The organism is Vibrio sp. 10N.286.49.C3 (genome assembly GCF_041469545.1).
Lineage (GTDB): Bacteria > Pseudomonadota > Gammaproteobacteria > Enterobacterales > Vibrionaceae > Vibrio > Vibrio tasmaniensis_A.
This window is the reverse complement of the sequence record NZ_JBFRKT010000003.1, coordinates 24619-45887: the sequence shown is the minus strand read 5'-3', so window position 1 is coordinate 45887 and position 21269 is coordinate 24619. Positions and strand designations below refer to the sequence as shown.

The 21269-nt window shown below is 45.1% G+C and carries 17 protein-coding genes; 14 read left to right on the top strand and 3 right to left on the bottom strand.

Going from position 1 to position 21269, the window contains the following annotated elements:
* Positions 1-140: 140 nt before the first annotated feature.
* Both AB4180_RS01405 and AB4180_RS01400 read right to left on the bottom strand, forming a co-directional pair.
* Positions 141-1607, bottom strand: a complete 1467-nt coding sequence (locus tag AB4180_RS01405) for a dihydrolipoyl dehydrogenase (protein WP_102250574.1) — start codon at positions 1605-1607, stop codon at positions 141-143.
* 305 nt (positions 1608-1912) lie between these two features.
* Positions 1913-2641, bottom strand: a complete 729-nt coding sequence (locus AB4180_RS01400; protein ID WP_010435300.1) for a glutathione peroxidase — start codon at positions 2639-2641, stop codon at positions 1913-1915.
* Positions 2642-2862: 221 nt separating this feature from the next.
* On the opposite strand from AB4180_RS01400, the gene oxyR reads away from it, so the two are divergent.
* Positions 2863-3756, top strand: a complete 894-nt coding sequence (gene oxyR / locus AB4180_RS01395) for a DNA-binding transcriptional regulator OxyR (protein ID WP_102250575.1) — start codon at positions 2863-2865, stop codon at positions 3754-3756.
* A gap of 112 nt (positions 3757-3868) precedes the next feature.
* Here oxyR and AB4180_RS01390 read toward each other — a convergent pair whose 3' ends face one another.
* The gene (locus AB4180_RS01390; protein WP_198592283.1) at positions 3869-6427 is read right to left on the bottom strand and encodes a penicillin-binding protein 1A; all 2559 of its coding nucleotides are present in this window, start codon (positions 6425-6427) and stop codon (positions 3869-3871) included.
* A 151-nt stretch (positions 6428-6578) separates the two neighbouring features.
* On the opposite strand from AB4180_RS01390, the gene pilM reads away from it, so the two are divergent.
* The 13 genes from pilM (at position 6579) to AB4180_RS01325 (ending at position 21226) form a co-directional block, all read left to right on the top strand.
* Positions 6579-7604: a type IV pilus assembly protein PilM gene (gene pilM, locus AB4180_RS01385; RefSeq protein WP_102250577.1), complete on the top strand. Its 1026-nt coding sequence runs from the start codon at positions 6579-6581 to the stop codon at positions 7602-7604.
* A complete protein-coding gene (locus AB4180_RS01380; protein WP_102250578.1) occupies positions 7588-8202 on the top strand; it encodes a PilN domain-containing protein in 615 nt (204 codons plus the stop codon). Before pilM ends, AB4180_RS01380 begins: the two co-directional genes overlap by 17 nt.
* Positions 8195-8806 carry a type 4a pilus biogenesis protein PilO gene (locus tag AB4180_RS01375; protein ID WP_102250579.1) on the top strand — a complete coding sequence of 204 codons (612 nt, stop codon included), beginning with the start codon at positions 8195-8197 and terminating at the stop codon, positions 8804-8806. Before AB4180_RS01380 ends, AB4180_RS01375 begins: the two co-directional genes overlap by 8 nt.
* Entirely contained in the window at positions 8793-9311 is a 519-nt protein-coding gene (locus AB4180_RS01370) for a pilus assembly protein PilP (protein WP_009848905.1), read from the top strand. The genes AB4180_RS01375 and AB4180_RS01370 overlap by 14 nt, the downstream gene beginning before the upstream one ends.
* Positions 9312-9346: 35 nt before the next feature.
* Complete coding sequence (locus AB4180_RS01365) at positions 9347-11065, top strand: type IV pilus secretin PilQ (RefSeq protein ID WP_102250580.1); 1719 nt, start codon at positions 9347-9349, stop codon at positions 11063-11065.
* Positions 11066-11241: 176 nt separating this feature from the next.
* On the top strand, positions 11242-11760 hold the full coding sequence (gene aroK, locus AB4180_RS01360; protein WP_009848907.1) for a shikimate kinase AroK: 519 nt from the start codon (positions 11242-11244) through the stop codon (positions 11758-11760).
* A 24-nt stretch (positions 11761-11784) separates the two neighbouring features.
* Complete coding sequence (gene aroB, locus AB4180_RS01355) at positions 11785-12873, top strand: 3-dehydroquinate synthase (protein WP_009848908.1); 1089 nt, start codon at positions 11785-11787, stop codon at positions 12871-12873.
* Between the two features lie 79 nt (positions 12874-12952).
* Positions 12953-14470 (top strand): SPOR domain-containing protein, encoded by a 1518-nt coding sequence (locus tag AB4180_RS01350; RefSeq protein ID WP_102250581.1) that lies wholly within the window; start codon positions 12953-12955, stop codon positions 14468-14470.
* Between the two features lie 69 nt (positions 14471-14539).
* Positions 14540-15388 carry a Dam family site-specific DNA-(adenine-N6)-methyltransferase gene (locus tag AB4180_RS01345; RefSeq protein WP_048605377.1) on the top strand — a complete coding sequence of 283 codons (849 nt, stop codon included), beginning with the start codon at positions 14540-14542 and terminating at the stop codon, positions 15386-15388.
* 201 nt (positions 15389-15589) lie between these two features.
* Positions 15590-16264 carry a ribulose-phosphate 3-epimerase gene (gene rpe / locus AB4180_RS01340; protein WP_010435263.1) on the top strand — a complete coding sequence of 225 codons (675 nt, stop codon included), beginning with the start codon at positions 15590-15592 and terminating at the stop codon, positions 16262-16264.
* 102 nt (positions 16265-16366) lie between these two features.
* The gene (locus AB4180_RS01335) at positions 16367-17053 is read left to right on the top strand and encodes a phosphoglycolate phosphatase (protein ID WP_017061120.1); all 687 of its coding nucleotides are present in this window, start codon (positions 16367-16369) and stop codon (positions 17051-17053) included.
* A 176-nt stretch (positions 17054-17229) separates the two neighbouring features.
* The gene (trpS, locus tag AB4180_RS01330) at positions 17230-18246 is read left to right on the top strand and encodes a tryptophan--tRNA ligase (protein ID WP_102250582.1); all 1017 of its coding nucleotides are present in this window, start codon (positions 17230-17232) and stop codon (positions 18244-18246) included.
* Between the two features lie 385 nt (positions 18247-18631).
* Complete coding sequence (locus tag AB4180_RS01325) at positions 18632-21226, top strand: ExeM/NucH family extracellular endonuclease (RefSeq protein ID WP_102250583.1); 2595 nt, start codon at positions 18632-18634, stop codon at positions 21224-21226.
* The last annotated feature ends 43 nt before the right edge of the window (positions 21227-21269 follow it).

Here is a 21269-nt window from a genome sequence, read left to right as displayed (position 1 = left end):
CCCTCGGTTCTGAAATGACGAGTTTAACTTTGATTAGCTGATGCGTTCAGCCAAAAGAAAAAGGAAAGCCAATGGCTTTCCTTTTTAGTATCTAGTTTCTGTTAATAGAGCAAGCTGCTATCTTTCCTGATGATCTGCGATTAACAACCAGGGCCACAATCTAGACAGTGTTTCACCATCTCTGGACCTAGGTGCAGTTTCGCATTGAGGTCACGTAGCGCTGTTCGCACACCTTCTTCAATCACTGGGTGGTAGAACGGCATGTCTAGCATTTCAGAAACCGTCATCTTGTTCTGGTGTGCCCAAGCTAATAGGTGAGCCAAGTGTTCTGCGTTTGGTCCCATCATTTCAGCACCAAGGAAGCGGCCTGTACCTTGCTCGCCGTATACGTGCAGAATACCTTTGTTGCGCAGCATCACTCGTGAACGACCTTGGTTCTCGAAAGACACTTCACCTGTTGCGAAACAACCACATGTGCCTAAGCGTGTGGTGATCTCTTTGTAAGTTTCACCAACCATCGCGATTTGTGGGTCAGAGAATACCGCTGAGATTTTAGAACGGCGTAGGCCTGCACGAATCTCTGGGAAGCGACCTGCGTTATCACCCGCAATACGTGCTTGGTCTGCTGCTTCATGTAGTAGAGGCAGTTGGTTACTTGCGTCACCGGCAATAAATACTGATGGTAGCGATGTTTGTAGTGTGTAGTGGTCTGCGATAGGAACACCACGTTCATCAAGTTCTAGAGAGGTATTCTCTAGGCCAAGCTTATCAGTGTTTGGACGACGACCTGTTGCTGCAAGTACATATTCAACGACGTTAGTTTCTAGTTCACCTTCTTTATTGATGAACTGGATCTCGACGCGATCTTCACCCGAGTCAGTAGTAATACGTTTCATGCTTTCGATTTTTACGTCTGCATCAAGGTAGAATTCTTCATTGAAGGCTTTGTCTGCGTAAGCCATGATCTCTGGGTCGGTTACCGGGCCTACTTGACCACCTAAACCGAACAGTTTTGTTTTTACACCCAAGCGGTGCAGTGACTGACCAAGCTCTAGGCCAATAACGCCCGGGCCAAATACCGCCACTGATTCTGGTAAATCATCCCAGCTGAATACGTCATCATTAATGATTAGACGGTCGCCAAGTTCATTCCAAACTGCAGGGTAGGCAGGGCGAGAACCTGTTGCGATAACAATACGCTTAGCCGTCACAACCGTGTGGTCATCGATTTGTAGCGTGTTGTCATCTAAGAACTTTGCGTAGCCAGAGATCTTGTCTTGCTCTGGGATTTCATCAACACCTTCTAAAACAAAACCAACAAAACGGTCACGTTCAAACTTCACTCGGTCCATTACTTCACGGCCGTTAATCACGATATCACCTTGTGGGTGAACGCCAAAATCCGGAGCTTTCTCAATTTGGTGTACACTTTCAGCCGCTGCAATAAGCAGTTTAGATGGCATACAACCAACACGAGCACAGGTTGTACCGTAAGGGCCGCCTTCAATCATCACAACACTGTCAGTGTGTGCTTTTGCAGCGCGGTAAGAACCTAAACCTGCCGTACCGCCCCCGATAACTGCTACATCTACATTGACTTGTTTCATAATAATTTTCTCGCAATAGCTAAATTTAGTTTGAACGAACCCCTCCAACTCTGGTGATTTTCTAAGAGTCAGGATTGCGGGTCAGTTTTGTGATTCTGTTTTATTAGGTTTAGCTCGTCGCTCTGCCTTTATTGCTAACTGCTTCTTGTTACTAACTATAGGTTAGTTAAAGACGGACGAGTCACAAGCTATATTCTTTTCCAAAGCTCAGATAAGAGTATTTGGAATAGCTAACCCACAAGAGGGTGGGTTAGCTGATATTGCTTAGTTAACTTAACGATTAAGCTTATATCGATGGTAAGTCATTAACCTAGGAAAGCTTCAAGTTCTTCGCTACCACCGATGTGTTTGCCACCGATGAATACTTGAGGAACCGTTGTACGACCAGAGATTGCACGTAGGCTTACTGTTGTCGCGTCTTTACCTAGTACTACTTCTTCGTAGTTCAAACCTTTGTCGATTAGGTTCTGCTTCGCTTTCATACAGAAAGGACAGCCTGGCTTAGTGAATACTGTGATTGACTCTTGCTCTTTGTGCTCAGGAGCAATGTAGTTAAGCATAGTATCTGCATCAGAAACCTTGAACGGGTCGCCTGGTACGTCTTCTTCGATGAACATTTTTTCTACCACGCCGTTTTTAACCAGCATGCTGTAGCGCCATGAACGTTTGCCGAAGCCGATGTCGTTTTTCTCAACTAGCATACCCATACCGTCTGTGAAATCACCGTTACCATCTGGGATGAATGTGATTTTTTCAGCTTCTTGGTCTGCTTTCCAAGCGTTCATTACGAATGTGTCGTTTACTGAAACACATAGAATGTCATCAACACCGTTTTCTTTGAATACAGAATGTAGCTCGTTGTAACGAGGCAGGTGGCTTGAAGAACATGTCGGTGTAAACGCACCTGGTAAGCTGAATACGATAACTGTCTTGTCTTTGAATAGCTCTTCCGTCGTTACGTTAACCCATGCATCGCCCTGGCGAGTTGGGAATGTTACTTGAGGGATTGATTGACCTTCTTTAGATGCAAACATATTGATTTCCTTAAATAGTATTTTGAATTTTGTTCTATCAGAGCTTAACGTTTTTCTTTGCTCTGTTTCGTTTCGTTGAGCCCATTATTAGACAAATCCTTTGATAGCTCTAATCGTTTGATGTTATGGTTTTGATAGGTAAATTCTATCAAGAGCATTTTTCTTTTAAATGTTTCTATGAAACCCCTTGTTCTTATTAAACCAGAGGTAAGAGACTGATCATGAACATTCGTGACTTTGAATACTTGGTGGCGCTCGCAGAGCACAAACACTTCCGAAAAGCGGCAGAAGCGTGCTTTGTCAGTCAGCCGACACTAAGCGGTCAAATACGCAAACTAGAAGATGAAATTGGACTTCAGTTAACCGAGCGTAGTCCAAGGAAGGTCATATTTACAGAATCAGGGTTACAACTTGTTGAACAAGCCAAGCGTATTCTCAATGAAGTAAAGACTTTTAAGGATATGGCTAGTGGACACGGTGAAGCGATGACGGGGCCGATGCACATTGGTTTTATTCCGACCGTTGGCCCTTATATTTTACCTAAGATCATCCCTCATCTTAAAGATAGCTTTCCCGATCTTGAGCTTTACCTGCATGAAGCGCAGACCCATCAGCTAGTGAGTCAACTTGAAGATGGCAAGCTTGATTGCTTGGTATTGGCTGCAGTTGATGAAACGGCGGCGTTCAAAGAGATTGATGTGTATAACGAACCGTTAAGCGTCGCAGTGCCATGTGATCATGAGTGGGCTAAGCAAGACACGGTCGATATGTTGCAGTTAAATGGACAAACCGTACTTGCACTGGGCGATGGTCACTGCTTACGAGACCAAGCCTTAGGCTTCTGTTTTGCTGCGGGTGCAAAAGACGATGAGCGCTTTAAAGCGACCAGCTTAGAAACGCTGCGTAACATGGTAGCAGCAGGGGCGGGCATTACCTTGTTACCTCAGTTATCGGTTCCAAAGGAAAAACAGAAAGATGGTGTGTGTTACGTTCCAGCGGTGAATCCAACACCTTCACGTCGCATTGTTGTTGCCTACCGACCGGGCTCTCCGCTAAAGGGGCGTTTTGAGCAACTGGCTGAGGCTATCCGAATTCAATTAGATAAAGCTGTTTAGTCATTTAATTTAAATCGTAGATAGATCAGGTTAGAGACATAAAAAAAGGGTTGATATGAATTCATATCAACCCTTTTTGTTGGTTCATGTTACTTGGTTCAACAAACCCTAATTAGAACAGCTCTTCTACTGCTTCACCTGATGACGTTGAGTAGATGTCATCATTGAAACGTTCAGTAATGTACTCGGTTGGCTCAGTGCCTTTCTCGAAATACTCGAACATTGATGAGCTATCGAACTTGTTGGTCAGTAAGCCAGTTTCACGGTCGATACGAACGCGAACGATATTTTCTGGAAGCTCTTTACGTTGTGCAGGAACACCCGCTAACGCTGTGCCCATGAAATCAACCCATGCCGGCTCTGCTGTTTTAGCGCCCGCTTCTGCACCTGTAATTTGATTCTTACCAAGGTTAGAGTTCGCTTTGGTTCGACCTAGGTTACGGTTGTGGTTGTCAAAGCCAACCCATACCGTTGCAACCATGCCTGGGCCGTAACCGCTGTACCAAGTATCTTTCGAATCGTTGGTGGTACCGGTTTTTCCGCCAATATCGCGACGCTTCAGCGGTTGAGCACGCCAACCTGTACCATTCCAGCCTGTGCCTGCACTCCAGTCACCGCCGCCCCAGATATTGCTGTACATCATTTCACGAACAAGGAACGCGTTCTGCTCAGTGATCACTTGAGGTGCGTACTGTACTTGGGCATCCACATCTTGCTCTGCAAACTCATCAGCCATTGAATCTGAGGTCATAGGCTGTTGGCAATCGTCTTTACACACAACTTTCGGTGTCGCTTGGAATTCAGTCTCACCAAATGGTGTTTCAATGCGGCTGATGTAGAAAGGTTCAACGTAGTAGCCGCCATTCGCAAATACTGAGTAACCTTGAGCTACCTTCATTGGCGTTAAGCTACCCGCACCCAGAGCAATGGTTTCAGAGCGCGGTACTTCGTCAATATCAAAACCAAATCGAGTTAGGTAGTTACGAGTATCATCCAAGCCCACTTCGCGCAGTACACGTACCGCCATTACGTTTTTAGATTGAGCTAAGCCAATACGTAAACGAGTTGGACCCACATAGGTCGGTGGTGAATTCTTTGGTCGCCATGCCGTACCTTGGCTCTTATCCCATTGATTAATAGGCGCATCGTTGATCAGTGAGGCTAGTGTTAAACCTTTTTCAATCGCCGCTGAGTAGATAAATGGCTTGATACCAGAACCCACCTGACGAATAGATTGGGTCGCACGGTTGAATTTGTTGTGTACAAAGTTAAAGCCACCCACCATCGACAATACTGCGCCGTTGTTAGGGTTCATGGCAACAAACGCGGTGTTTGCATTTGGCACTTGGCTTAGTCGCCATACAACCGGTGTTTCAGGTTCAGTTGTTGTTTCTTCGGTAGGCTCTTCAGATACTTCATCGCCTGTTACTGCTTCATGTCGAACCCAAACTTGCTCACCAACAGCCAAAATCTCCTTCGCTTGAGAAGGCGCTGGTCCTTGGCGGTTGTCCGTTAGGAATTTACGTGCCCAGTTCATGCCTTGCCACTCGATAGTGCCTTCGCCTTGGTTCTTAACCCAAACTTGAGCACTTTTCGAATCAACAGCAGTTACAACTGCTGGTACTAAGTCACCATAGGTTGGTTGAGACTTAAGGTGCTTAACGATTTGTTCTTGATCCCAAGTTGATTGCGCCGTTTGCCATAATACTTTTTCAGCACCACGGTAACCGTGACGCTCATCGTAGCCGAGCAGGTTCTTAATCGCGGCTTGGTTCGCTGCTTTTTGCAGTTTTGAATCAACGGTCGTGTAAACCTTCATGCCTGATGTGTAAGCGGCTTCACCATAGCGTTCAACCATCCAAGCTCGTGCAACTTCTGCTACATATGGTGCGCTCAGTTCAATCTCGGCACCGTGATATTTCGAGATAAGTTCTTCACTGCGAGCTTCATCGTACTCCGATTGAGTGATGTATTTTTCGTCTAGCATACGACGTAATACCACGTTACGACGGTTGGTCGCACGCTCAACAGAATAAATAGGGTTCATAGTTGAAGGTGCTTTTGGCATGCCCGCAAGCGTAGCCAATTCACTTAAGGTGAGCTCAGGAAGATCCTTACCAAAATAAACACGCGCTGCTGCGCCGAAACCATATGAACGGTGACCAAGGAAGATCTTGTTTACGTAAAGCTCCATGATTTCTTCTTTACTCAGAAGTTGCTCTATGTGGATCGCAATGAAGATCTCTTTGATTTTACGCATGATCTTTTTCTCATTAGATAAGAAGAAGTTACGCGCAAGCTGCTGAGTAATGGTACTTGCCCCTTGTTTGGCTGAACCGGACATAGCAACCACGAGTGCTGCTCGAGTGATACCGATTGGGTCAATACCTGGGTGCTCGTAGAAGCGGCTATCTTCGGTAGCAATCAAAGCTTCAACTAGGTGGCGAGGAATCTCGTCATAAGTCACGGGATTACGACGCTTTTCACCAAATTGAGAGATCAATTTACCGTCTTGACTGAAGACTTGCATTGGCGTTTGGAGTTCTACGTCACGCAAAGTGGCAACATCAGGCAACTCTGGTTTTACGTAATAGTAAAACCCGAAAATTGTACTGACTCCAAGAATCATGCAAATCAATGTAAATATGAATAATCGCTTTATGAACTTCACCGGATAATCCCTGATTAGTTAAGGCTGATAAGCAGCAAACCCTTGTACTCTAGGTTAAAAACTTAGCTTTCGTTTATTAACGCTTATTTAACTAATAATCACAACCCCTAGATAATCAACGAAATGCTTGGCACTTCAGGAGCTAGGTCACATGGGTTCATCATTAATTACAGGTATAGATATAAATCATCACAGCATCAAAGCCGTGGTACTAAAACCCGTGGGGGAGTTGTATGCCCTAGTGGGATACAAAGAGCTGCCGATTTCGGACGACATTTTTACAGCTAACCATACTTTGGAGTATCAGAAAACTGTTAAGAAACTTAAAGAACTTAGGAAAGGACTGCCTTTTGGCTGTCGCAACGTCGCCATTTCGGTACCCGATAACACGGTGATCAGCAAAGTACTGCAAATAGAGAGTGACTTAGAAGACAGAGAAAAGGAGTTTTCTATCTATCAAACCTTTGCTCATCAATCTCCCTTTCCTATCGAGGAGCTGAGTTTAGATTTTGTAAAGCTGGAAGACAAACGATTTGGTAAAGGATCGACAAGTAGCTATCAGATATATGCGACTCGTAAGGAAGTTGTAGACAGTCGAGCAGATGCTTTAAATAAAGCTGGGTTTAAACCTGTTGTCATCGACACCCAAGCACATGGTCTGCTCAATATTTGGCAGTTGGCTTCACGCCTTTATCCTGAAAAAAGTAACTGGTTGCTGGTGGACGTGGGAGTTGACCAAACGTCGTTAGGCATTATCCCGCAGGATTCAGCACCTTTCTATAAAGACATCGCCTTTGGTACTCAAGATCTTCGCGGTACTGACAGCCCGAGTTATACAGAAGGTGCTTTCGGCAACGCAGAGGACACACATCGGTTTATTGTTAATTTGGTTGAAAAGCTTAAGCGACAATTGCAACTCTATTCCTCAGTGAATGCACTTGAGCCGATATCCGGGATCTGGCTGATGGGCGAAGGAGCCAGCATTCCGATGGTAGTTGAAGATCTAGAGCGCCATTTTCAGATGAGTTGTGAATCGCTCAATCCTTTATCGTTATTTGAGAACAAGGTGGCGAAGCGGCACCAACTGCCGATGAACTGGCAACATTTCGGCATTGCCGCGGGTATGGCGATGAGTGGACTCAAGTGGCAAGGAGAGAAGCATGTTGCATCAAATTAACCTGTTGCCGTGGCGTGATGAGATTCGCGCTCAGCACAAGAAGCGTTTTATCCACCTAGTCATTCTTGGCGTCATCATTGCACTTACAGGGCAATGGGCGGTTGGTCACTATTTTCAGGGTCAACAAGCCAAACAGCAAGCTCGCCTCAATTATCTTAATCAATACATTGCCGAGCTCGACCGACAAATTCAATCGTTAAAAGTTGCAGAACAAGAACACAAAGCCATTCTGACTCGACTTGATGTCGTGGAGTCGTTACAGCTTGGCCGCAATAAGACCACTGACTTTATGAACTTGATGCCGGAGCTGATTCCTGAGGGCGTGTATGTCGACAAGATAAAGATGAATGGTCAGGAGATTGAGATGGCAGGTATCAGCGACAGTACGGCTCGTCTCGCCACAATGTTGGACAATCTAGAGCGTTCTGATTCTCTTAAAAGGGTCGAGATGCACTCTATTATCCATAACCGAAAGCGCTTCAATAAAGAGTTTCAGACCTTCAAGGTCTCTTTTGTGTTTAGCCCTGTTTCTTTAGAAAACACAACCGCAGAGAGCGCAACCGCGAGCAGAAAAGAGAAGGGGACAAATCATGGCTAACCTTAAAAGTAGGATTAGCTGGCAAGATCTCGATGCTGATGAGATCACCGAATGGCCGTTGTTGCCCCAACTGCTCGTTATTCTGTTGCTGATGATATTAATCCAAGGTGTTGGGACTTGGTTGTATGTACTGCCTTTAGACGATGAACTGCAGCAGATGAAGCAGCAAGAGCAGACTTTGAAAGTAACGTTAAGGATAAAAGCGAACAAGGTTGCGGCTTTGCCTAAGCTTCAGAGTCAGTTGGATGAGCTGACTAGCCGTTACGATTATCTGTTAGAGCAGCTGCCCGTGCAAAAAGAGCTCGCCAGTATGTTGGCCTCAGTGAATGAACTTGGTTTGGATAATGCGCTGACCTTTACGCGCATTGATTGGGGTCAAAAGCAGAACAAGGAATTCCTCTATCGGTTACCCCTCAATATTGAGCTAACCGGTGATTACCATGAGATTGGCGATTTCTCCGCGGCCATCGCAAAACTGCCACGCATTATTAGCTTCGATGATGTGAATTGGCAGCGAGTCAGTCAAGAAAGCAGCACGCTACATTTCAGGGTTCGAGCTTACACCTATCAGTTTAAATCGGAGGTGAATGATGAAATTCAGTAGCGTCCTTTTGTCCCTATTGTTACTGCTTGTGCTTTCAGGCTGTAAAGCCAGTCAGGATTCGTTAGAAGATTTTGTGAGGCAAGTTGAAGCTAAGGCGAGAAAAGAGGTAGAAAAACTTGTCCCAGAAACGGAGTTCTTAGCCGCAACTTATCAACGCCACGCCTTTCGCCCTCCCTTTGAACTTCCTAAAGAAGCCATGGTTCAAAATCAACCCTTGGTGAAGAAAGACTGTTGGCAGCCGAACGCTCGTTCTCGTATTGGCAAGTTAGAAAAATACCCGCTGAGTAAGCTGCGTTTAAGAGGCGTAATGGGCAGTGGAACAAGCGTTTCAGGGTTAGTACAAACCCCAAAAGGGAACGTGGTCAATGTGAAAAAAGGTCAGTTTATTGGCTTAAACAATGGTCGAGTTACTAAGGTGACGAGCCAGTATGTACAGATTAATGAAACTCTTCCAGATGGTTTAGGTTGTTGGCATAAGCGCAACGTTAGGCTCGCTCTGAAGTAAACCAATGTCACATGATGTGGATATGAGATGTAAATATGATTAAAGGAATAAGTGGATTAGTGAGCAAGGCTCTACAAGGTTTTGCTGTGTCTGTGATGTTGGTGGTTAGCGTGTTCAGCTATGCCGAGAGCTTGCCAAATCAATTGGAAAATATTGATTTTAGGGTCAACAAGGAGAAAGACGCCGTCATCATTATCGAATTGGCAACCAGCACTGCTGTGGTGGATGTTCAACGTGCTCAGGAAGGTTTAAGTATCGAGTTACTCAATACTCAGGTGAATGACGATAAGCTTTACCTCCTGGATGTGAAGGACTTCGCGACCTCAGTTGAAGGTATTGAGGTGTATAAGGAAACGCCCAGTACGCGATTGTTGGCAACGATCGCTGGTAACTATCAATATGAATACAACTTAAAAGGTCGCTTTATTGAGGTAATGATCAGTAGGCCTACTATTGATGAAGTGACAATAGAGAAAAATGTTTTAGAAAAAGAAGGCAAGGTGATATCGATTAACTTCCAAGATATCCCTGTACGTAATGTTTTGCAGCTTATTGCTGATTACAACGATTTCAATCTCGTTGTTTCTGATTCAGTCACGGGTAATCTGACTTTACGTTTAGATGGTGTGCCTTGGCAGCAAGTTCTCGACATTATCTTGCAAGTTAAGGGGTTGGATAAGCGTGTTGATGGCAACGTTATCTTGGTGGCACCTAAAGCTGAGCTCGACCTTAGAGAGCAACAAGCGCTAGAGAAATCTCGTTTGGAAGAAGAGCTAGGTGAACTCAAGTCGGAAATCATCAAGATTAACTTTGCCAAAGCCACCGACATTGCCGACATGATTGGTGGGGAAGGGGCGGTAAGCATGTTGTCCGAGCGAGGCTCGATTACCATTGATGAGCGAACTAACTCCCTGTTGATCCGTGAATTGGAAGAAAACATTGCGGTGATACGAGGTATTATTGAATCGCTAGACATTCCCGTGAAGCAAGTTCAGATAGAAGCACGTATTGTCACTGTTACTGAGGGTAATCTTGATGAACTAGGAGTGCGTTGGGGCGTTTCCTCGACCAACGGAAGCTTCAAAGTTGGCGGCTCGATAGAGGGCAACCATCCATCGCAAATTACACCGTATGACGATAATGGTGGGAATAGTGCGATTGACGATTTCCTCAACGTTAATTTAGGAGCAACTTCCCCGAGCGCGTCGAGTATTGCGTTTCAGGTAGCCAAGCTGGGTTCTGATACCTTGCTTGATCTTGAATTGTCAGCACTGCAACAAGAGTCGAAAGCAGAGATTATTTCTAGCCCACGCTTAATTACCACCAATAAAAAACCCGCTTATATTGAGCAAGGTACTGAAATCCCTTATTTAGAGTCTTCTTCAAGTGGTGCTACTTCAGTCGCATTTAAGAAAGCGGTATTGAGTCTCAAGGTGACTCCGCAGATCACACCCGACAATCGTTTGGTATTGGATTTGAGCGTGACTCAAGATAGGCCGGGGCAAGTGGTGAAAACCGGCACCGGTGAAGCTGTCGCTATTGATACGCAAAGAATTGGAACGCAAGTACTTGTTAATAATGGTGAAACGGTCGTGTTAGGTGGTATTTTTCAACACAGTGTGAGCAGCCAAGTTGATAAAGTTCCACTGTTAGGAGACCTTCCTGTTCTTGGCGCATTGTTCCGTCGTAGCTATGAAAATGTAGGCAAAAGTGAACTACTTATTTTTGTTACACCTAAAGTTGTGATTCAGTAATGAGCAATTAGATTAAAAATAAAGTTGCATTAGTGGCACCTAACCTTGATAATTTCGGGTCTTATCACGAATTATCTGTGAGGAATCGGTGCCACGGGCCTTTTAATTTCAGTACTTGTACTGACCTACCTTGTGGCGATGTCATTGAATTAACGTTGTAAATTACTGCTAAAAACATGGCTGAGAAACGCAATATTTTTCTTGTTGGCCCAATGGGCGCCGGCAAAAGTACAATTGGTAGACACCTAGCTTCCCAACTTCATATGGAGTTTCTAGACTCTGACACTGTGATCGAAGAGCGCACTGGCGCAGACATCGCATGGGTTTTTGATGTTGAGGGCGAAGATGGTTTCCGTAAGCGCGAAGAATCTGTAATCAACGATCTGACAGAAGAACAAGGTATTGTTCTTGCGACAGGTGGTGGTTCAGTGCTGAGCAAAGAAAACCGTAACCGTCTATCTGCACGAGGCATTGTTGTATACCTAGAGACAACAATTGAAAAGCAACTTGCTCGCACTAACCGCGACAAGAAACGCCCTCTACTTCAAACAGACAACCCGCGTGATGTGCTAGAAGATCTAGCTGTATCTCGCAACGCACTATACGAAGAAGTGGCGGACTACACAGTTCGTACTGACGACCAAAGTGCAAAAGTGGTAGCCAACCAGATCGTAAAAATGCTAGAAGAACGTTAAGTTCATTTTTCGGAGAGCAAACCCATGGAACGGATTACGGTCAATCTAGCTGAGCGTAGCTACCCTATCTCTATTGGCGCCGGGTTATTTGAAGACCCGGCGTACCTTTCTTTTTTATCAGGTAAGCAGAAAGTTGTTGTTATCAGTAATGTGACAGTAGCGCCTCTTTATGCTGATAAAATTTTATCGCTATTGGATCAAGTCGGCTGTCAGACATCTCTTTTAGAGTTGCCAGACGGTGAGCAATACAAAACACTTGAAACGTTCAACTCAGTGATGAGCTACATGCTTGAAGGAAATTACAGCCGCGATGTGGTGGTGATTGCTTTGGGTGGTGGTGTTATCGGTGATTTGGTCGGTTTTGCTGCCTCTTGCTACCAGCGCGGTATTGATTTCATTCAAATCCCGACGACCCTTCTTTCTCAAGTGGACTCCTCTGTGGGTGGTAAAACTGCAGTGAACCATCCCCTTGGCAAGAATATGATCGGCGCTTTTTACCAACCAAAATCTGTCATCATCGATACTAACTGCCTATCAACGCTTCCAGAGCGTGAGTTTGCAGCGGGCATGGCTGAGGTGATCAAATACGGCATCATTTACGATGAAGCCTTTTTTGGCTGGTTGGAACAGAATCTAGAGAAACTGTATCAACTTGATGAAGACGCACTGATTACCGCGATTGCTCGTTGTTGTGCAATTAAGGCTGAAGTGGTTGCTATCGATGAAAAAGAGTCAGGAATCAGAGCGTTATTGAACCTAGGTCATACATTTGGTCATGCGATTGAAGCAGAACTAGGCTATGGTAATTGGCTACATGGTGAAGCTGTGTCGTCAGGCACTGTAATGGCAGCAAAAACCGCCCAATTACAGGGACTGATTTCTCAGCAGCAACTTGAGCGAATTATTTCTATACTCAAGAATGCGAAACTACCAATCCATACGCCAGAAAGCATGTCTTTTGAAGACTTTATGAAGCACATGATGCGCGATAAAAAAGTGCTGTCTGGTCAGTTGCGTCTGGTATTACCAACAAGTATTGGTACTGCTGAAGTGGTTGCTGATGTACCTCAAGACATCATTAAACAAGCGATTGATTTCTGCCGTACTCTTTAAATTCGGTTGTGAGGTTGCCTAGCTAAACTCTAGGCAACTCAAGCGCTTTACAGATCGAACTTATCAGTAGGGATCCCCAATGAGTTTGGCTCATGATTTAAGAGTATTGGAGTTAGAGTCTCAAGTTGAGTTGCTAGAGCGTTTACAGCTTTTAACTAACTTTGGTTCAAACTTTGTAAATGTTGCTGGTAAAACGGGTTCTGGCCGATCTTGGTTAGCTCAGCGTTATCTTGAAGCATGGTCGACAGAAAAAAATCAGTGTTTACTGCTTTGTCACCCAAGCCAAGACGATCAACAGCGCCGCGCACTTATTCTTAGTCAGATTGTTTCTGACCCACTCTTTAATCAACATGATTCTTTATCTGATAGCCTTGCTAGGTTGCTGGATGGAGATACGTGTAATGTGCTTATTGTCATTGATGACGCCCACCGACTGTCTGAGCTACTGGTATCAGAATTATGGATGTTGGTACTTGAATCTCAATCAAACCCTCAATGGACGATTAATATCGTTCTGTTCTCGCAACCTGGCCACTTAGATACGTTATTAACGCGTTTGAGTTACGGTCAGCAACACAAGCCTATCGATCTTGAGATCGATGACCTTTCGCAACCAGAAGCTGAACATTTCTTTGAATCACTGGTGATTCGATATGTTGATGATGAGTCTGAAACTCGCGTGCGACGTGCGTTTAATAAAGCGCAACCTCTGCCCGGTGAGTTAATGGCTTTAGGAGAATTGAAAGTGGAAAAAAGGATTATTATTCGCTCAATTATTGGCTCACCCATCAATATCTCGATTGTGGTGGCCTTGCTGTTGATTTTAATTGGTGGTGGTTATTGGTGGATGTTCAGTCAACCAACACCAGACGATAAAGCGCAGTCTCTTATCGCACCGATTGAACAGACGGCTATTCCAACCTTTGAAGTGGAAAGCGGCACTGAACAAACTGGTGTTGATGGATCTATTGATTCTGAAGCTGAAACCGACATGAGTTACCAAGGTGCCGATGATGATAGTTCGTCTCTGCCACCGACTGTCGTTGAAGATACCGCGAGTGTTGGAGAAGTCGAACAAGATCAGCAGCGTGTTGTGATCACCTCTGATGTGGTTGATGCCTTGCTTGATGATAAACCTGAAAGCGCTGATACCAGTACGATTGATGCTGCTGTTGAAGAAAACACAGGTGCAGCGGTGAGTTCGCAGTCAGATGCAGACAAAGTGGAGTCACAGCCTTCAACTGATGAAACAGCAGACCTAACCCAGTCCACACCACCGACGCAGAAAATCACATTCTCATTTTCTCGCGAAGAGTTACAAGCTATCTCTCCGCGAGCTTATACTTTGCAGTTGAGTGCGATGACCTCATTGGACGACGTCCAATCTTTCATTGAAGAGTATGACCTTGAGAACAAGGTTCGTATTTACCCAACACTTCGCAACGACACCAAGTGGTTTATTATCACTTATCAAGATTACCCAACGATTCAAGTGGCGAGAGACGCGGTAAGTGCGTTATCAAAACCCCTTCAACAGTTGGAACCTTGGGCAAAATCGATGAATCAAGTGCATCGAGAGATAGAACGTGCGAAATAACCCTGAGCTTAGCCTCAAAATATGTTACATTCCGCAGCCTTATTTTTGAGTTGATAGATAGAGCAGTAAATGAAAAAGCAGCGTGCCTTTCTAAAATGGGCTGGTGGTAAATATGGCCTAGTTGAAGACATCCAACGTCACCTGCCACCTGCTCGTAAATTGGTAGAACCGTTTGTCGGTGCCGGCTCAGTATTTCTGAATACTGACTTTGAACAGTACCTGCTTGCAGATATCAATCCCGATCTTATCAACCTGTACAACCTGCTTAAAACCGATCCTGAAACTTATATCACGGAAGCGAAGCGCTGGTTCTGTCCTGAGAACAACCGTAAAGAAGCCTTCTTAGATATTCGCGCTGAGTTCAATGGTACAGATAACGTCATGTATCGTTCGTTGGCTTTCTTGTATATGAACCGATTTGGCTTCAATGGCCTATGTCGTTACAACAAGAAGGGCGGTTTTAACGTTCCATTTGGTTCTTATAAAAAACCTTACTTCCCAGAAGCTGAGCTGGAATTTTTTGCCGAGAAAGCGAAAAAAGCCACCTTCGTCTGTGAGGGATACCATGAAACCTTTAGCCGCGCGCGCAAAGGCTGTGTGGTTTACTGCGATCCTCCATACGCACCACTGTCGAACACGGCAAACTTTACCTCTTACGCAGGTAATGGCTTTAGCTTAGATGACCAAGCTGCACTGGCGGATGTTGCTGAAAAAGCAGCGATGGAACGCGGTATTCCTGTTTTGATTTCAAACCACGATACGACGTTAACTCGTCGCTTATATCATGGTGCGGAGTTGAACGTGGTTAAGGTGAAACGTACCATCAGCCGTAATGGCGCTGGCCGTAATAAAGTTGATGAGCTATTGGCGCTTTTCCATAAAGAGAAAAACCAGCAGCACGCATCAGCGGAACAGTAATGGTCAGAATATCCGCCAAACTCATTAAATTGAGTGACCAACGGATACTTTCTTAAACTAATCTTTCGAACTGCTAGGATCTGCTTAGGTGCTTAGGTAGAATTGCACACCAAATAGTCTTGGGATTGAGTCTTGTATTTGTGTATGAGATGTCACCAAGGCGGTGATATTCGCAATTTACTCACTCTTAAGAGGTTTGGTATGAAAGATTTTCTAATCGCTCCATCGATTTTGTCTGCAGATTTTGCTCGTCTTGGTGAAGACGTAGAAAAAGTACTCGCAGCTGGTGCTGATGTTGTGCACTTCGATGTGATGGACAACCACTACGTACCTAACCTGACTTTTGGCGCGCCTATCTGTAAAGCGCTGCGCGACTACGGTATTACGGCTCCTATCGATGTTCACCTTATGGTTAAACCAGTGGACAGCATCGTGCCTGAGTTTGCTAAAGCCGGCGCATCAATGATTACCTTCCACGTTGAAGCATCAGAGCACATCGATCGCACTCTACAGCTAATCAAAGAGCACGGCTGTAAAGCGGGTGTAGTTCTTAACCCTGCAACGCCGCTTTCTTGCCTAGATTACATCCTAGACAAAGTAGACATGATTCTACTGATGTCTGTGAACCCAGGCTTCGGCGGTCAATCTTTCATTCCTCACACGCTAGATAAACTACGTGCTGTTCGTAAGCTAATTGACGAATCAGGCCGTGACATTCGCCTTGAGATTGATGGCGGCGTGAAGGTGGATAACATCCGTGAAATCGCAGAAGCGGGCGCAGATATGTTCGTTGCGGGTTCAGCTATCTTCAATCAACCAGATTACAAAGAAGTGATTGATGAGATGCGTGCAGAGCTTGCAAAAGTAAACGCATAATCGTAAAACTACAGATAGATTGAATATTAAGGGGCTAATTTGCCCCTTTTTTACGTCTTATAGCTCAACTCATAAGACGAACATAATAAATAGGAAAGTAAGATGTCATTAAGCTCAATAAAACTGATCGCCTTTGATTTGGATGGAACCTTGTTAGACAGCGTGCCTGATTTGGCCGTTGCTGCTGACCAAGCTTGTCAGGAGTTGGGCTTCCCTTCAGTGAGTGAAGAACAAGTTCGCGACTACGTAGGTAATGGTGCTGATGTTCTTATCGGACGCTCACTCAGCCGTAACCTGACGGTTGACCCAAGCCTAGAGCCAGAACTACTAAAAAAAGCGCGCATCCTGTTTGATGATTTCTACGAGCAAGGCGGTCACAAGCTCAGCCACCTTTACCCATCGGTTAAAGAGACGTTGGCTGAGCTGGATAAAGCGGGTTTCACTATGGCGCTGGTCACCAACAAGCCTTCGAAGTTTGTACCAGACGTTCTGGCGCAACACGGTATTGATAAGTACTTTGTTGATGTGTTGGGTGGCGACTCTTTCCCAGAGAAAAAACCGAACCCAGTCGCGCTGAACTGGTTGCTAGAAAAGCACAATGTTAAAGCGGAAGAGATGCTGATGGTTGGCGATTCAAGCAACGACATTAAGGCGGCTAAGAATGCAGGCTGTCACTCGTTTGGTCTGACTTACGGTTATAACCACGGCGAGCCGATTTCAGCATCAAACCCTGACTATGTCGCGGATAACGTCGCGCAATTACTAGATGTCGTTCTAGTTTCAGCATAAAGCGGACAAAAGTTAGCTAACCTACTAGCAAAATACTTATCAATGAGTACACTGGATGAGCCGTACAGAAGAGCTGTGCGGCTTTTCTATTTTAAAGTTAAGAAGCTAAGTTTTTCAGATACTAGGTTAAGAAACTAAGTTAACGAGCTTAGCGAACAAGCAAAGGAATTAAAACCATGAGCAAGCCCATCGTATTGAGTGGTGTTCAACCATCTGGTGAACTAAGTATCGGTAACTACTTGGGTGCTCTACGTCAATGGCAACAGATGCAAGATGATTACGATTGCCAATACTGTGTTGTAGACCTTCACGCAATTACGGTTCGTCAAGACCCGAAAGCACTGCATGAAGCGACTCTAGACGCATTAGCAATCTGTCTTGCTGTCGGTGTTGATCCAAAGAAGAGCACGCTATTTGTTCAGTCACACGTACCAGAGCATGCTCAACTTGGTTGGCTTCTTAACTGTTACACACAAATGGGTGAACTGAGCCGTATGACTCAGTTTAAAGATAAGTCTGCACGTCACTCAAACGACGTAAACGTAGGCCTATACGACTACCCAGTGTTGATGGCTGCAGACATCCTGCTTTACGGTGCTCACCAAGTGCCAGTAGGTAGCGACCAGAAACAGCACTTAGAGCTGGCACGTGATATCGCAACTCGCTTTAACAACATTTACGGCCCAGAAACACCAATCTTCCAAGTACCAGAACCTTACATTCCAACAGTGAATGCACGTGTAATGAGCCTGCAAGATGCGACGAAGAAGATGTCTAAGTCGGATGACAACCGTAAGAACGTGATTACTCTGCTAGAAGAGCCTAAGTCGATCATCAAGAAGATCAACAAAGCGCAAACCGATGCAGAAACGCCACCACGTATTGCTCACGATTGGGAAAACAAAGCAGGCATCTCTAACCTAATGGGTCTTTACTCTGCGGCGACGGGTAAAACGTTTGAAGAGATCGAAGCGAAGTACCAAGGCGTTGAAATGTACGGTCCATTTAAGAAAGACGTAGGCGCAGCATTAGTTGAAATGCTTGAGCCGATTCAATCTGAATACCACCGTATCCGTGCTGACCGTGCTTACATGGACGCAGTAATGAAAGCGGGTGCCGAAAAAGCCTCTGAGCGTGCTGCAGTAACACTGAAAAAAGCGTACGAAGCGGTAGGTTTTGTTACTCGCCCATAGAGTGAACTAAAATAATTCGCTTGAGAATTTGAGCCCAAAGTAGACGTTGTTTACTTTGGGTTTTTTAATGCCCATTCTATTTACCCTCCTCGAAAACCCCTTGTTTGAATTGATAATTTAAGCATTATCTAGCTAACATATTCATCATACTAATGCTGTGCAGGTGATCTTATTTGGCATCCCCAAGTTTTATAAAGTCACTCTCATTTCTATATATGTTGGAAATATAAAACGTGCCAAACAATTGATGATTCCAAAGTGATAAGTTCCTCATTTTCTTGCCAACTGACTTATTCCTTTCATAAATAAACCTGATAGTTACCACAAAATACATGACTGCCCATAAATGGCAGTGACTATAAATCGATGAACTTAGGTGAAACGGATGGCTCTTTTACATAAACCTTCATTGCTAGCAGTGGCAATTGGTAGCTTGTTAACCACAAGCGCACACGCTGATTTGTTTATTTCACAATATGTGGAAGGCGGCAGCTATAACAAAGCGGTTGAGATTGCCAATAACGGCGATAGCAGCATTAATTTAGATGGTTACTCGTTGGCGAAGTCTGCGAATGGTAATGGATCATGGGGCGCCACTTTACCTTTGAATGGCCACGTTTTAGCGCCCGGTGAAGTACTTGTGGTTGCGCACACCAGCGCAAGTGACGAAATTAAAGCGGCGGCTGATATTCTTAACGCGTCGATTGCTAATCACAATGGTGACGATCCGCTGGCTATCTTGAATTCAGATGGTTCGGTGCACGATGTTGTCGGTTTGATGGGCGATGTGGACTGGGGGAAAGATGTTACTTTGGTTCGTGCTAAACAAACACCTTCTGCGACGTTTGATGCTTCGCAATGGGTATCGTTACCTAAGGACAGTATTGAAGGGCTAGGTTCACTAGACAATGTAGAGTTGCCTGACGCGTTTGCCTGTACACAAGATGGCTCTGCTCCTGTATTCACGACTATTCAAGAGATCCAAGGTGAAGGCGCAACATCACCGTTCATTGATGGCTATCCATACATCACTGACGATGAATACTTCGTCAAAGGTGTGGTAAGTGCAGTCACTACTGGCATAACCAAAGGTTTCTACCTGCAAGCACTTGAGGATGACTTCAATTCAAGCACTTCTGAAGGTCTATTTATCCACACCAATCAATCGAGTTCAGAACTGGCTGCGGGCGATGTAGTGTGTGTGAAAGGTAAGGTTCAAGAGTATTACAGTCATACTCAGCTTAAAGTTGAAAACAACCAATGGCTTAAGCAGGGCGAGCAACAAGCGCCTGAAGCGACAGCAATTGAAGCCTTAGACAGTGACGAGAACTTCGCTGCAACGCTTGAACGCCATGAAGGCATGTTGGTGAAAACAACCGAAGCGCTTGATATGCGTGTAACGCGTACCTTTGGTTATGACTACGCAGGTCGTCGTAACAACATGGTACTGGCCCATGAGCGTATTAACATGCAGCCGAACCAGTTATCTGCAGCTGGCTCTGAAGATGCGAAACAGCAAACTAAAGATAACGCAGACCGTCGTCTTTTTGTTGAAACCGATCAAAAAGCCGGTGACGGACAAGTTCCTTTCTATCCAGACTTTGGCCGTACCGATATTGACCAAGATGGTTCAACAGAAGACTACATCCGTATTGATGACACCATTATTGGCCTAGAAGGTGTACTGACCTACAGTTACGGCGAATATCGCTTAGTGACAACCAACCAGATCTCGGCTGAGAACTTTGTACGTAATGACCCACGTACTGACAAGCCTGATATGGATGAAGGTGATCTACGTATCGCGACCTTCAACGTATTGAACTACTTTAACTCTCCATTTGGCGGTGACGCGAACCAACACGGCAACAACCGTGGCGCGAACACCATCACTGAGTTTGAGATGCAGCAAGAGAAGATTGTGAACGCGATTCTTCGTCTAGATGCCGACATCATTGGTTTGATGGAAATTGAGAACAACGGTTTTGGTGAAGGCTCTGCCATTCAGCAGCTTGTAAACCAACTGAATGATCGCATTGAGCGTAAGAAAGACCGCTATACCTTTGTGGCTGTCGATTCGAACGAAGATGGCGTAACCGACGAGATGGACTCGATTGGTACTGACGTCATTACAACAGGTGTTATTTACCGTAAGAAAGTGGTTAAGCTTAAAGACCGCCGTGTTATCGCGATGCCAAGCCAACAAGCGCCAGAGGTGTTAGACGATTCTGGCAAGGTGATTGAAGACGGTAAGAACTATCAACGTGACTCATTGGCGCCAACTTTTAAAGTCAAAGGCACTAAAGAGAAACTCACCGTTGCGATTAACCACTTTAAATCGAAAGGTTCTAAGTGTTGGGAAGATGCAGCCCCTGTCGAACAGGGCGGTCAAGGTGGCGTTGATGCCGACAAGCAAGGTTCATGTGAGAACTTCCGTGTTGCAGCTGCGGTTGCATTGGGTGAAGCGCTAGACGGCATCAAAGGCCATAAAGTGATTCTGGGTGATATGAACTCGTACGGCATGGAAGACCCAATGCTGGTACTGACGGATTACTCTGAAGAGAAATACGGTAAGCAAATCAAAGCGGCGCGTAACACCTACATTGACGGTGTCGAGCAGTTTGGTGATACCGGTGCGGTGATTACTAAGAACTACGGCTACATTAATGCTGTGGCTCAAAAGCACCCAGACAGCTGGAGCTACTCATACAATGATGAGGTTGGCGCTTTGGATCACCTGTTGATCAGCGACAGCCTGAAAGACATGGTGGTGGATGCGACTGACTGGCACATCAACGGCGGTGAATCGAAGTTGCTTGATTACAACGAAGAGTTCAAAGGTGATCTGCCGAAGTACCAAGATCACTTCCGTTCATCGGATCATGATCCGGCAGTTCTTGAGCTTAAAGTCGGTGGTTCGTTTGGTTTCGGTGCACTGATGTCATTGTTTGGCTTAGCAATGTGGCGTCGTCGCAAATAGCTCAATCACAAATAGATAGGCTTGCTATACAAGTAAGCCAATT

Bases quoted from the DNA above. Each gene is read 5' to 3' on its own strand.
- AB4180_RS01405 (WP_102250574.1), bottom strand. From the start codon at position 1,607: ATGAAACAAGTCAATGTAGATGTAGCAGTTATCGGGGGCGGTACGGCA.
- AB4180_RS01400 (WP_010435300.1), bottom strand. From the start codon at position 2,641: ATGTTTGCATCTAAAGAAGGTCAATCAATCCCTCAAGTAACATTCCCA.
- oxyR (WP_102250575.1), top strand. From the start codon at position 2,863: ATGAACATTCGTGACTTTGAATACTTGGTGGCGCTCGCAGAGCACAAA.
- pilM (WP_102250577.1), top strand. From the start codon at position 6,579: ATGGGTTCATCATTAATTACAGGTATAGATATAAATCATCACAGCATC.
- AB4180_RS01380 (WP_102250578.1), top strand. From the start codon at position 7,588: ATGTTGCATCAAATTAACCTGTTGCCGTGGCGTGATGAGATTCGCGCT.
- AB4180_RS01375 (WP_102250579.1), top strand. From the start codon at position 8,195: ATGGCTAACCTTAAAAGTAGGATTAGCTGGCAAGATCTCGATGCTGAT.
- AB4180_RS01370 (WP_009848905.1), top strand. From the start codon at position 8,793: ATGAAATTCAGTAGCGTCCTTTTGTCCCTATTGTTACTGCTTGTGCTT.
- AB4180_RS01365 (WP_102250580.1), top strand. From the start codon at position 9,347: ATGATTAAAGGAATAAGTGGATTAGTGAGCAAGGCTCTACAAGGTTTT.
- aroK (WP_009848907.1), top strand. From the start codon at position 11,242: ATGGCTGAGAAACGCAATATTTTTCTTGTTGGCCCAATGGGCGCCGGC.
- aroB (WP_009848908.1), top strand. From the start codon at position 11,785: ATGGAACGGATTACGGTCAATCTAGCTGAGCGTAGCTACCCTATCTCT.
- AB4180_RS01350 (WP_102250581.1), top strand. From the start codon at position 12,953: ATGAGTTTGGCTCATGATTTAAGAGTATTGGAGTTAGAGTCTCAAGTT.
- AB4180_RS01345 (WP_048605377.1), top strand. From the start codon at position 14,540: ATGAAAAAGCAGCGTGCCTTTCTAAAATGGGCTGGTGGTAAATATGGC.
- rpe (WP_010435263.1), top strand. From the start codon at position 15,590: ATGAAAGATTTTCTAATCGCTCCATCGATTTTGTCTGCAGATTTTGCT.
- AB4180_RS01335 (WP_017061120.1), top strand. From the start codon at position 16,367: ATGTCATTAAGCTCAATAAAACTGATCGCCTTTGATTTGGATGGAACC.
- trpS (WP_102250582.1), top strand. From the start codon at position 17,230: ATGAGCAAGCCCATCGTATTGAGTGGTGTTCAACCATCTGGTGAACTA.
- AB4180_RS01325 (WP_102250583.1), top strand. From the start codon at position 18,632: ATGGCTCTTTTACATAAACCTTCATTGCTAGCAGTGGCAATTGGTAGC.